Genomic DNA, 12,140 nt, shown 5'->3' with positions numbered 1-12,140 from the left:
GTGGCTGGGCACTGTGCGAATGGACTAAGCATCGCTAATTGAAGGCACTACACACTCGGGAAGTTAAAACCAAAAAGCGAAGGCCAACAGCTGTTGGCCTTCGACTGGCAGTTTATTGGCAGCGGTGTGTCTGGCGTGAACAAACCGCCGCCCTTCACGCTTACTGTTTGGCTTCGGTCTTGCCGTCGAAGCTGGCGCTCCACTGGGCCAGGATGGCGTTACGCTCGCGGGCTGCCCAGCTAAAGTCGTTGTCGATCATCTGGCCTTTGATATCCGCCGGATAGCCCGCTCTCGGTTGGGCTACATCGGGGATGGCGACCACTGCGAACGACTTGTTGTAGAGGGCGTTGGCCTGTTCGGTGGCGGCAAAGTCGAGCAGCTGTTTGGCGGCTTCCAGCTTGGGAGTGCCCTTGATGATGGCGGCGGCTTCCATATCCCAGCCCGAACCCTCTTTCGGGAACACCACCTCGATGGGGGCACCCTTGGCCTTGAGGCTGGTAGCCGGGAAGTCGAAGGAGATACCGATCACCGTTTCACCGCTGGCGGCCAGCTTGCAGGGGGCGGAGCCCGAGTGGGTGTAACGGTCGATGTTCTGGTGCAGGCCGTTCATAAATTGCCAACCCTGCTGCTCGCCCATGGTCTGCAGCCAGCCAGCGACGCTCAGGTAACCGGTGCCGGAGGAGCTGGGGTTGGGCATGATCACCTTGCCCTTGTAGATGGGCTTGGTGAGGTCGGCCCAGCTGGTGGGGGCCGGGATCCCCTGTTTCTCCGCCTCTACCTTGTTGAAGCAGATGGCGCTGAAGAAGGCGTCCAGACCGATCCAGTGCGGCTCGGCCTTGCTGTCGCGAAAGCGGCTGTCGAGCTTATCCAGCCCTTTCGGTGCATAGGCATTGAGCATCTGCTGCTGATCGAGCTGCATCAGGCTGGTGGCGGCCAGTCCCCACACCACATCCGCTTTGGGCTGGGCTTTTTCTGCCAGCAAGCGGGCGGTGACCACGCCGGTGGAGTCACGCACCCACTTGATGTTGATGTCCGGATGCTGGCGCTCGAAAGCGGTTTTCAGCTCGTTGAGCTGCTCCGGTTCGAAGGCGGTGTAGACGGTGAGATCAGTCGCGGCCAGTGCCGGGGCGGTCATTGCAGCCAGCACGGCGGCGGCCAGCAGATGGGTTCCCTGTTTCATCCTCTTCTCCAGTTAAATTGGTTTGGTATAAACCAGATTGGTCGAGAGAGAGGCTAGGGGATCTTTATGACGTGACCGTGACAGCCCCGTGACGTTTTGCCGTTCCTGATTTGTCTGTGACTAATCCTGGGTATCCACCTCGATCTCCAAACTGTCGTGGCGCCAGTACTCCAGATCGAAGTCGAGCACCCGGCCGTGCTGATCGAAGTTGAGTCGCTCGAGGCGCAGGGCGGGCAGACCGGCAGTGGCCCCCAGCGCCTTGGCCACTTCGTCCGGCAGGGCGGTGGGGAAGAAGCGCACCTGCATGCGGGCGTAGTGGAGATCGTAATGGGCCTGGTAGATCTCGGTCAGGCTGCCGTTGAGATCCAGCTCCAGCAGGCCGGGTACCCGCTCGGGCAGGCAGTGGTTCTCGCAGTAGCAGATGGCGCGCCCGTTGGCGTAGCGCAGTCGCTTGAGCAAAAAGAGGCTGTCAAACGGCTTGAGCTGCAGCTGCGCCATCAACGCGGGCGGCACCGCCTGACGGCTTTTATCCAGCAGCTCGGTGCGCGGCTCACCCCCTTGCTCCCGCACTATCTGGTGAAAGTTGGAGGTGCGTCTGGGGTTCAAGCGAAAGCGCGGCGGGGTGACGAACCAGCCGCGGCGATCCTCCCGATAGATAAGGCCGTTCGCCTCCAGCTGCACCAGTGCCTCGCGGATGGTAACCCGGGTGGTGCCATAGAGTTCTCCCAGCAGCCGCTCGGAGGGGAGCTTGTCATTGGGAGCCAGCCCCCCCGCCAGGATCTGGTTGGCGAGGGCATCCTTGATCTGCAGATATTGGGGTTTGCTCATGAAAATCCCTGGTTTTGCAATAAGTTGTGCAATGAGTTGGGCAATGGGCTGGGCACAGGGCAGGTCATCTGCCCGGTCGTTAAAGGGCAACATCAACATGCGTTGGTAGATACCAGCATCGCCCCTGTTGTTCAGGCTTCCTAGATTATCGCGATCCCGGCGCTGAAAATGAATTTTTTGTTGCACGTAGCGCCACCCCTTTGACCTTGGCGGGGCAGTTACCCACAATGCGCTCATTCTGGTATATACCAAAAGGAGCGAAGTCATGACCCATATCCCTGCGGCTCCCGCCGCCGTCGATTACCTGTTGCTGACCCCGGGCCCCCTCTCGACCACCGCCACGGTGCGTGCCGCCATGCTGCAAGACAGCTGCACCTGGGATGCGGACTACAACCAGGGTGTGGTGGAGCCCATCCGCCGCGAGCTGGTGCGCCTCGCCACTGGCCCGGAATATCAAAGCGACTACAGTGCCGTGCTGCTGCAGGGGAGCGGCAGCTATGTGGTGGAGAGCGTACTGGGCTCGGCGATAGGCATCGATGAGTGTCTGCTGATCATCAACAACGGCGCCTACGGCGCCCGCATGGGGGAGATGGCCCGCTGCCTTGGCCTGCGTCACCATGAGCTGGACTGCGGCGAGACCACCCGCCCGGAGCCCGCCGCCATCGAGGCGATGCTGGTGCGCCACCCCGAGATCACCCATCTGGCCATGGTGCATTGCGAGACCACCACCGGTATGCTCAACCCCCTTGAGGAGGTGGCTGCGCTCTGCCAGCGCCGCGGCATCCGCCTGATCGTCGATGCCATGAGCAGCTTTGGCGGTATCCCCATCGACATGGGGCGCCTTGGCATCGAGTTTCTTATCAGCTCGGCCAACAAGTGCATTCAGGGGGTGCCGGGCTTTGGCTTCGTCATCGCCCGCCGCGCTGCGCTGGCGGCCTGCGCCGGTCGTGCCCGCTCGGTCTCCCTCGACCTGCATGCCCAGTGGCAGACCATGGAGCAGCAGGGGGGCAAGTGGCGCTTTACTTCGCCCACCCATACCGTGCTTGCCTTTGCCCAGGCCCTGCGCGAGCTGGACGAGGAGGGGGGCATTGCCGCCCGCCATCGGCGCTATAGCGAGAACCAGCGCACCCTGGTGACGGGGATGGCCGCTCTCGGCTTTGCGCCGCTGCTGCCAGAAAAATGGCAGTCTCCCATCATCACCGCATTCTACTCTCCGACCCACCCTGACTACCGCTTCGCCGACTTCTACCAGCGGCTCAAGGCGCAGGGCTTTGTCATCTACCCGGGCAAGGTCTCGCAGGCCGACTGCTTCCGTATCGGTAATATAGGCGATGTGACCCCAGAGCGGGTGCGCGATCTGCTCGCCGCCATGGCCAGCGCCTGCTACTGGCAGGGGGACGCGCGATGACCAGCATGGCGCCTCAGGGTTGCGATCTGCGTGGCCGCGATTTGCATGACCATAAGCTGCACGGCAGCGGCCGCGCCGACAGCGAAGGGGATATCAACCTCGGCGAGGGGCGGGCGCGCTGGTGGGCGGGTCAGAGCGAAGATGTACAGGCCGGATTGGCGGAGGATAGCCGCTACTTTCTCCATCAGGCCCTCTCCACCCCCTGTCTCGATCTGCTTGAGCGCGCGCAGGGGAGCTGGTTGACCAGCGTATCGGGCAAGCGTTACCTCGATTTTCACGGCAACAGCGTCCATCAGCTGGGCCACGGCCACCCCAGAGTGGTGGCCGCGGTGCAGCAGCAACTCGCCGATCTGCCGTTTGCGCCCCGCCGCTACACCCATCAGGTTGCTATCGACTGTGCCCGCACCCTGGCCGAACTGGCTCCTGGCGATCTCAACCGGGTGCTGTTCGCCCCCGGCGGCAGCGAGGTAGTGGGGATTGCCCTGAAGCTTGCCCGCTTTATTACCGGCAACAGCAAGGTGGTGTCCCTCTGGGATGCCTTTCACGGCGCCTCCCTCGATGCCATCTCGGTCGGTGGCGAGGCCTGTTTTCGCGCCGGTATGGGCCCGCTGATGGCTGGAGTGGAGAGAATCCCGCCGCCCACCCGTTATCGCGGTGTCTGGTACCGCGGGGAGGGGGATGACCTGCACTACGCCGATTATCTGGAGTACGTCATCGAGAAGGAGGGAGGGATCGGCGCCTTTATCGCCGAACCTATCCGCAACACCGATGTGCAGGTGCCCTCGAAGGCCTACTGGCAGCGGGTGCGGGAGATCTGCGATCGCCACAAGGTGCTGCTGATCGTCGACGAGATCCCCAATGCTCTGGGCCGCACCGGCCACTGGTTCAGCTTTGAAGAGTTCGGCATCGAGCCCGACATCATCTGCTTGGGCAAGGGGGTGGGGGGCGGGGTGGTACCGTTTGCGGCTCTCATTACCCGCGACCGTTTCAATCAGGCTGCGGCCATCTCGCTCGGTCACTACACCCACGAGAAGAGCCCTATCGGCTGCGCGGCGGCGCTCGCGACCATCGCGACCATCCGCGAAGAGGGGTTGCTGGCAAAAGCGCAGGAGGATGGCCGTTTTATGGCGGCCGAGCTCGGCAAGTTGGCCGAACGTCACCCGCTGATCGGGCAGGTGCGCGGTATCGGTATGCTTTGGGCGCTCGATCTGGTGGTCGATCACCAGAGTCGCACCCGCAACAGCCAGGCCGCCGAGCGCCTGCTCTACCGCTGTCTGGAGCTGGGGCTCAGCTTCAAAGTCTCCCAAGGGAACGTCATCCAGCTCTCGCCCCCACTCAATATCGCCCGCGCCGATCTGGTGCGCGCCATCACCATTCTCGATCGCGCATTGGGCGAGATCGCACTTTCACCGAAACAGGAACATCACCATGACTGACTTGCAGACTGCCATCGACCCGACCACCGACGTGGAGGCGCTGATCCTCGACTGGGCCGGCACCGTCGTCGATTTCGGCTCCTTCGCCCCCACTTCCATCTTCGTCGAGGCCTTCGCCCGCGCCTATGACTTTCCCGTGACCCTGGACGAAGCACGCCAGCCCATGGGCCTTGGCAAGTGGGATCATATCGCCGCGCTGGGCCGTCTGCCCTCGGTGGATGCGCGCTGGCAGGCCCGCTTCGGCCACCCCATGAGCCACGCCGAGGTGGACCACATTTATCACACCTTTATGCCGCTGCAGATTGCCGCCGTGACCCGCTTTGCCGCCCCCATCCCCGGTGTGCTGCCGGTGCTGGACGCTTTGCGGGGGCAGGGAATGAAAATCGGCTCCTGCTCCGGTTACCCCCGTCCGGTGATGGAAGCGCTGGTGCCAGCGGCGGCCAATCACGGCTACCGCCCGGATCACTGGGTCGCCACCGACGATCTCAAAGCCGGTGGTCGTCCCGGCCCCTGGATGGCGCTGGCCAACGTAATTGAGCTCGGAGTGAGCGCCGTGCATCGCTGCATCAAGGTGGATGACGCCGTGCCGGGTATCAGCGAAGGGCTTAACGCGGGCATGTGGACGGTGGGATTGTCGGTTTCCGGCAACGAATTTGGTGCCACCTGGGAAGAGTTTGCCGCCATGAGCGAGGCGGAGATCGCCGCCCGGCGCGCACCGGCCGAGGCCAAACTGCGGGCGGCGGGGGCACACTATGTGATTGATACCCTTGCCGACATCGCCCCGGTTATCGCCGATATCAACCGCCGTCTGGCCGCTGGCGAGCGGCCGTAGGCCATCGGCGTGGTCTAACATAAGCGCTTGGCTGGCTTTAGATGCAATACGCCCTCATCCGGGGGCGTGTTGCATTTACAGGGGGAAGCCGTGCGCGGTCAGCGGATATCGACCCGCATCAGGGGAGAGGGGGCGTTGTCGACAAAGTGGTGCCAGATATGGTCGTAGAGCGCCTTCTGGCCGGGGAAACTCACCAGCGCCTTGGCCTCGGCCAGGGAACACCAGCGATAGTCGGTGTGCTCGTCGTTGAGGGTCACCGCCTGATTGGGCGGACAATAGACCACAAAGACCGGCACCACCTCCACCGTATTTGAAGCGCTTTCGTAAAATTGTTCCAGATAATGGGCTGTGTATAACTCGCAAACCGTGATACCCGTCTCTTCGCCAAACTCCCGAATAATGGTCTGCCAGCCGGTTTCACCCACCTCCACCGTGCCCGCCACATGGCACCAGAAGCCTCCCTTGACCCGCTTCATCACCAGCAATTTTGTTTCGCCATCGACAGTGGTGAGGGCAACGCCGGAGACGGCCTTGCAGCGAATGGGGATCATGATCTTCTCTCCGGATTTGGGCTCTGTGATAGCCATGAACAGTGTGAAGGCGTGTTAATTGAAATACGCCTCGGCGGGTAGGCCCATGACCTCTATTTCATTCAGTCCATTTTTGGCCAGATAGTTGGCCACCAGATTGAACCCCACCCAGTAACCGGCATATTTGGGAAATGGCCGGTTATCACGGCAGTAGAAAAAGTCTAAAAAGTTGAACTGCTTGCTGGATAGATGGGGCGTCATCTCTGCCAGGAGCGATTGCCAGTCATGGTGATGAGACTCCTTGAACAGCGAGGGGAGTGTGCCGCCATTGAACCTCTGCTCAAAGTAGCAGGCCAGCCCTTCAAAAATCAGGTTTTCGGCCAGTGTTTCTGCTTCCACCTTGTTCTTCTTTTGCACGATATGGTGGACTTCGTGGGCCAGCACGGCAGGTAATTCGGTGATGATCACCTCTTTGATATCAGGCCGTTCCAGATCAAGCTGGAGTTCTATTCGATACATGTTGATGGCCCAGCCACCGATACCCGAATCGGGAGCATCCCCCTCGGCAAAAGGGCTGAAGGTGACATCCAGTTGGGAGAGATCGAACAAGGCATTCAATTTGTGCGCCGTCTCGGCAAAAACGTGCCTAATGGTGTCATCGAGCCCATCGAATTTGCCCGAGTCGTTTAACAGGGTGAGTTGCATCCAGACATCCTTGTCTATTGAAAGAGAGTGCTGAGCCACTTGCGTGGTCGCGGCGCCATATCACCACGATTACCCTCCTTCAATCAAGGGGTTACCCGCCCATTATGCTTGCCGTCTGGATCGCCTCGATCAGCGCGGCCCGGTTGATGCGAGGGCGCTCGCCATCGAGCAGTTGCTGCCACAGGGCAATGGCCTGACTGTAGCGGCCATGCAGGAAGTGATCGGAGGCAAGCAGCATCAGGGCGCTCACTTCCCCCGCATCTTGCTTGAGGGCACTCTCCAGCAGGCGGGTTGCCTCGGGAGTCAGCTGCTGGCCCGCCTGATAGTAGAGCACGGTGGCTTGCGCGGCTTGAGTCGCCGCGCTGGCGCCCCCCTCCAACAGAGCGAGACGCTGGTAGGCGAGCAGGGCGTTGTCATATTCACCCCGATAGAGATAGAGCTGGCCGAGCGCCGCCCAGCTGTCGAGATCGGCGGGGCTGCGCTGAAGCTTCTGATGCAGACTCCCCAGCTCCTTGTCCTGCAGATCCCGCGGGCTCAACCCCGCCAGCGGATCGGGACGGGATGCATAATCCTGCCATGCCTGATAGCGGCCGCTGCTGAAATACACAGCGGCAACGGCCGCTATGGCCATGATGCCAAGCAGCAACAAGGCCCGCCCGTGCTGGTTATTGCGGCCGCGATTGTCACGCTGGCTGGCCAGTTGCGCGCGCAGGGCCAGCTCAGCCGCCGGGATGGCGTTGGCCAGGCGGGCGGCGCTTAGCTCCCTGTAGAGTGGTTGGTCGGGGGAGAGGCCTGCCTGCTCCCCGTGCATGATCAGCAAATTCAGTTTGCTGCGCGGATCGGCGGCGGGTTGAGGGGGGGCCTCAACGATGGCCTTAACGGCAGGGATGGGTTGCACCTTTGTGCGTGTCAGGCGGCGAAACAGGGTCAATAGCGCCAGCCCCAACAGCAGCAGCGGGCCGCCCCACAGTAGCGCCGTGCTGGCCTTGAAGGGGGGATCGTAGCGGACGAAATCGCCGAAGCGCTCCGTCATGCGGGCGATCACCTGTTCATCAGACTGCCCCTCGTCCACCCAACGGTAGACTTCGAGTCGCAGATCCCGCGCGATGGGGGAGTTGGACTCCACCAGATTCTGGTTCTGGCACTGAGGGCAGCGCAGGGCGCGGGCCAGCTCTTGCGCCCGATTTTGCAGCTCGGGGTGGCGAAACTGATAGGTGTCGACCCCGCTGGAATATGCAGTTGCACTCAGCAGCATGCCGAGGGCCAGCAGGGTGCAGGCAAGAGAACGGCACATCATGGCTGTGTCTCCCGAGCTGATATTGCAATAGATGGTGCAATAGATGGCGCAATCGCGGGTGCCGTTGTGGCGGCCTTTATCTGCGCGTCCGTTCGCGCCTGGTCGAGCAGGGGAGCAAACTGACGTTGCCAGATCCCTTTGGTAAGCTCGCCGGTATGGCGGGCTAGCAGGGCACCATCGGCATCAAACAGATAGGTCTCTGGCGTGCCGTAGACGCCGAGCTCAAGAGCCAGTTTGCCGTCAGGGTCGGCCAGTACGGCGCGATAGGGGTTGCCCGCCTGGATAAGCCAGGCGCGGGCGGCATCCCCCTTGTCCCGGTAGTTGAGACCGTAGAGGGGCACTGTGCCCGCGAGCTCGCTGAGCAGCGGATGCTCGGCGCGGCAGTTGGCGCACCAGCTGGCCCAGACGTTAAGGACAAAGGGTTCGCCCTTGAGGCTGGCGGTCTGGATCGGACTCCCGTCCAGCAGATTGTCGCTCTGCCACGCAGGCAGGGTACGCCCGAGCGTCGCTTCATCTTGGCTATATGGATTGTTGCCAAGGCCGAGCCAGAGCAGAGTGCCGAGCCCCAGAGTAAGGAGCAGGGGAAGAAAGAGACGCAGGCGGGATCTCATAACGCCTCCTGTTCGAGCCGTTGATGGGAGGTGCGAACCGCAACGGAACGAGAGGCAAGCAAGGGGCGACGGGCGAGCAGGCGCAGGGTGCCGCCCGCCATCATCAACAGGCCGCCGAACCAGATCCAGCGCACCAGCGGCTTGTAGTGCAGCCGCATGGCATAGGCATCTGGTCCCATCTTCTCACCCAGTACCACGTAGAGATCGCCGAACATTCCCCACGCGATGCCGGGTTCGTTCATGTTCATGGTGCGAACGCTGTAATGGCGCCGCTCCGGCGTCAGCCGCGCCACCTCTTTACCGTTCTTGTGCACGCTAAGCGTGATCCGCTCGGCGGTATAGTTGGGGCCGATCACCGGCTCGCGCCCCTCATAGCGAAACTCGAACGCGCCGAGTTGGTAGGGTTGGTTGGCACCAAGCACAGTGCCCCCCTCCTGACTGTGGTCACTCACCTGCGCGATGCCAAGGGCGCACACCGCCACCCCAAGGTGGGCCAGCAGGCTGCCGAGCCGATTGAGGGTGAGCTCGCGCAACGACGTCGGTTGCAAGAGCGGGAGCAACAGACTGGCCATCAGCCAGAGGCTCACCATATTGGCGAGGATGCCAATCCAGCTACCGGAAAACGACCCCTGTTCCAGATAGGCAAGGCTAAGCAGCCCGCCGCCAAGCAGTCCAAACAGCGGCGGCAACAGAGCGTTGAGTCGGGAATGTGCCGCAAGCTGCTGCCAGCGCAGGCGCGGCAGCTGGGTCATCAGCCCCATCAGGCAGAGGGCCAGCGGCACGAAGATGGCATTGAAATAGGGGGCCCCCACCGAGAGCGAGCCCAGATGAAGCGACTGGAACACCATGGGGTAGAAGGTGCCGAGCAGCACGCTGGCGCAGGCCACGCAGAGCAGCAGGATAGCAGCGCCGAGCAGCCCCTCCTTTGACAGCAAGCCAAAGCGGGCATAGGGGGCGCGAATGTCCGCCCGCAGGGCAAACAGGGTGAGGGCGCTGGTCAATAGCAAGCCGAGCAGCAACAAGAGGGTGAGGCCGCGGCTGGGGTCCACCGCAAAGGCGTGCACCGAGGTGAGCACCCCGGAGCGCACCACAAAGGTGCCGAGCAGGCTCAAGGCAAAGGTAAAGATGGAGAGCAGCAGTACGGCGTGGCCGTAAGCGCCGCGCTTCTCGCAGACAATCAGGGCGTGCAGCAGGGCAGTGCCCAGCAGCCAGGGCAAGAGGGAGGCGTTTTCTACCGGATCCCAGAACCACCAGCCACCCCAGCCGAGCTCGTAATAGGCCCACCAGGAGCCCAGCACGATGCCGGCGGTGAGAAAGACCCAGGAGCCGAGCGCCCAGGGGCGACTCCAGTGGGCTACTGCGCCATCGAGCCTGCCCGAATGCAGCGCCGCCATGGCGAAGGCGAAGTTGACCGCAAAGCCGACGTAACCGAGATAGAGCAGGGGCGGGTGGATGATAAGGCCGATATCCTGCAGCATGGGGTTGAGATCGCGCCCCTCCAGCGGTCCCGGAAACTGGCGGTCAAACGGGCTGGAGAAGATCAGGGTATAGAGGCCGAACAGCCCGACGATCAGCCCCATGATGGCCAATACCCGGGCTGTGATCAGCGGATCGACCCGCCTGGAACAAAGGGCCACCAGGGCGCCCCACAGTCCCAGCGCAAAGACGAAAAAGAGCATGGAGCCCTCGTGGCCGCCCCACACCGCCGCCAGCTTGAAGCCCAGCGGCAGGGTGCTGTTGGCATGTTGGGCCACATAGACCAGGGTGAAGTCATCGAGGCCAAAACAGCTGGCGAGCAGCAGCAGGGCGGCTAACAGCAGGAGCGTGACCAGGAGGGCCAGCGGCTTGGTGCAGCGCAGCAGGGTCGGGGAGGCGAGCCGGAATCCCAGCCAGGGCAGCAGCCCTTGCAGCAGGGCGAGCCCGGTCGCCAGCAACAGTGAGAGATAGCCGAGCTCCGCTAGCACACAACCTCCAGTCAATCTTTGATGTCATTCATGTCATGGCACACACGTAGCGTCGTCTCGCTTTGGCGGGGAACATTGCCAAGCAACGGGTGTGGCATCACCAGAAATTCATTGGGCCAGCAACAAACCAGCGCCAGTCAACCGAAGGGCGGCTGGTGCTTATCCCCAGCTTTCAATAACCGGTTCACGATCCGTCGTGAGAGGTCGTCAGCAAGGTAAAGAGCTGCGCAGGAACCGCAATGTATGTGAATACATGAGGATTCCGAGCAGCACATGAGCCTTGATCACGGCCTCGCAACAGGAGCGTGAACCGGTTTTTAAACTACCGTCATCTGGCCGGCATAAAGCACGAAGTAGCGCAGCAGCAGGATCCCCACCAGGGTCAGGCTGCAGACCAGCACCAGATGGCCGTTTCGCTCCCGCAGGGGCGCCGGGGTCAGCAGGGCCAGCAGCTGGGGCAGCAGCATGCCGACCCCCACCACGCCGACCCAGAACACCTGAGCCCAGAAGCCGCTGCCGATGGCCGCCCACATCGCCACCTCTTTCTGGCCGCCACCGAAGTAGAGGCCGGTAAAGAAGCAGACCAGCAGCAACACCTCCACCGCCAGCACGGGTCGCTCGAAGCGATGCACGAAGCTCACCCCCTTGCTGTGATAGTTCTCCTTGAAGAGCGTCACCGCCAGCAAGATGGTGGAGGCGATGCCGGAGCTGATGCCCGAGACCAGAAACAGCACCGGCAGCACCGGGTTGTTCAAGAGCGGATAGGTCTTGAGCGCGGAAAGCAGAAAGCCGGTGTAGGCCCCCAGCAGCACGGCGAGCAGCAGCAACAGCGGGGCCAGCAGCCGCTCGATGCGGGCAAGCCAGCCAATCAGCCCATCCACAAAAGCGAACTTCTCTTTCAGCAACCGGCTGCGCATTGTCTCGATCTCGGTGCGAAACACCACCGCCAGCCAGGCGAACAGCACAACCATATAGAGCTGGAACAGCATGACCCCCATCGACATCACGGAGTCGAACTGGTAGTGGAACATCAGCTTCCAGAAGGTCCAGGGGCGGGCCAGATGGAAGATAAGGATCAGCAGCCCCAATATCACGCTCGCCGGCGCCAGGATTGCGGTCGCCTTGATGATGCCGCTCTCGCTGCCTGCCCCCTTGCGGCGCAGCAGCACCGAGAGGGTGGTGGCCCCGGCGGAGATGCCGAGCAGAAAGAGATAGATGGCGATGGGCCAGTCCCAGACAAGGGAGGGAAAGTGAAATGCGTCATGCAACATGAGCCATTCCTCCTTCTGTGACTGCGGTAGATGGCGATCGGACAAATCCCCAGACAAGGGAAGGGAAGTGAAAAGCCG

11 protein-coding genes are annotated in these 12,140 nt (G+C 62.2%); 3 read left to right on the top strand and 8 right to left on the bottom strand.

Annotation, left to right across the window (positions count from 1 at the left end; translation table 11 throughout):
• Positions 1 to 160 precede the first annotated feature (160 nt).
• Positions 161 to 1,180, bottom strand: coding sequence for a putative 2-aminoethylphosphonate ABC transporter substrate-binding protein (locus I6L34_RS01065; protein ID WP_005352506.1), 1,020 nt, complete (start codon positions 1,178 to 1,180; stop codon positions 161 to 163).
• Between the two features lie 120 nt (positions 1,181 to 1,300).
• Positions 1,301 to 2,008, bottom strand: coding sequence for a phosphonate utilization transcriptional regulator PhnR (phnR, locus tag I6L34_RS01060; RefSeq protein WP_058059371.1), 708 nt, complete (start codon positions 2,006 to 2,008; stop codon positions 1,301 to 1,303).
• Between the two features lie 265 nt (positions 2,009 to 2,273).
• Here phnR and phnW point away from each other — a divergent pair, with 265 nt between their 5' ends.
• Genes phnW through phnX form a run of 3 tightly spaced genes read left to right on the top strand, consistent with a single transcriptional unit; the run spans position 2,274 to position 5,684 of the window.
• Positions 2,274 to 3,416 carry a 2-aminoethylphosphonate--pyruvate transaminase gene (gene phnW / locus I6L34_RS01055; RefSeq protein ID WP_058059370.1) on the top strand — a complete coding sequence of 381 codons (1,143 nt, stop codon included), beginning with the start codon at positions 2,274 to 2,276 and terminating at the stop codon, positions 3,414 to 3,416.
• Positions 3,413 to 4,852: an aspartate aminotransferase family protein gene (locus I6L34_RS01050; RefSeq protein WP_058060073.1), complete on the top strand. Its 1,440-nt coding sequence runs from the start codon at positions 3,413 to 3,415 to the stop codon at positions 4,850 to 4,852. Before phnW ends, I6L34_RS01050 begins: the two co-directional genes overlap by 4 nt.
• Positions 4,845 to 5,684 carry a phosphonoacetaldehyde hydrolase gene (gene phnX / locus I6L34_RS01045; RefSeq protein ID WP_075115090.1) on the top strand — a complete coding sequence of 280 codons (840 nt, stop codon included), beginning with the start codon at positions 4,845 to 4,847 and terminating at the stop codon, positions 5,682 to 5,684. The genes I6L34_RS01050 and phnX overlap by 8 nt, the downstream gene beginning before the upstream one ends.
• A gap of 98 nt (positions 5,685 to 5,782) precedes the next feature.
• Here the strand turns inward: phnX and I6L34_RS01040 are convergent, their stop codons facing one another.
• The 6 genes from I6L34_RS01040 to nrfD all read right to left on the bottom strand — a co-directional run bounded on the left by I6L34_RS01040 (position 5,783) and on the right by nrfD (position 12,062).
• Positions 5,783 to 6,235 carry an NUDIX pyrophosphatase gene (locus tag I6L34_RS01040; RefSeq protein ID WP_151285674.1) on the bottom strand — a complete coding sequence of 151 codons (453 nt, stop codon included), beginning with the start codon at positions 6,233 to 6,235 and terminating at the stop codon, positions 5,783 to 5,785.
• 54 nt (positions 6,236 to 6,289) lie between these two features.
• Positions 6,290 to 6,919, bottom strand: a complete 630-nt coding sequence (locus I6L34_RS01035) for a DUF2268 domain-containing putative Zn-dependent protease (protein ID WP_043824168.1) — start codon at positions 6,917 to 6,919, stop codon at positions 6,290 to 6,292.
• 91 nt (positions 6,920 to 7,010) lie between these two features.
• Positions 7,011 to 8,174: a heme lyase NrfEFG subunit NrfF gene (nrfF, locus tag I6L34_RS01030; protein WP_234799750.1), complete on the bottom strand. Its 1,164-nt coding sequence runs from the start codon at positions 8,172 to 8,174 to the stop codon at positions 7,011 to 7,013.
• A 38-nt stretch (positions 8,175 to 8,212) separates the two neighbouring features.
• Entirely contained in the window at positions 8,213 to 8,827 is a 615-nt protein-coding gene (locus tag I6L34_RS01025; protein ID WP_216955369.1) for a DsbE family thiol:disulfide interchange protein, read from the bottom strand.
• The gene (gene nrfE / locus I6L34_RS01020; protein ID WP_216955368.1) at positions 8,824 to 10,791 is read right to left on the bottom strand and encodes a heme lyase NrfEFG subunit NrfE; all 1,968 of its coding nucleotides are present in this window, start codon (positions 10,789 to 10,791) and stop codon (positions 8,824 to 8,826) included. Before nrfE ends, I6L34_RS01025 begins: the two co-directional genes overlap by 4 nt.
• Positions 10,792 to 11,108: 317 nt before the next feature.
• On the bottom strand, positions 11,109 to 12,062 hold the full coding sequence (nrfD, locus tag I6L34_RS01015) for a cytochrome c nitrite reductase subunit NrfD (protein WP_058058480.1): 954 nt from the start codon (positions 12,060 to 12,062) through the stop codon (positions 11,109 to 11,111).
• Positions 12,063 to 12,140 lie beyond the last annotated feature (78 nt).

The organism is Aeromonas sp. FDAARGOS 1404 (genome assembly GCF_019047085.1).
Classification (GTDB): domain Bacteria; phylum Pseudomonadota; class Gammaproteobacteria; order Enterobacterales; family Aeromonadaceae; genus Aeromonas; species Aeromonas veronii.
This window is presented reverse-complemented; position numbering and strand designations above follow the sequence as displayed.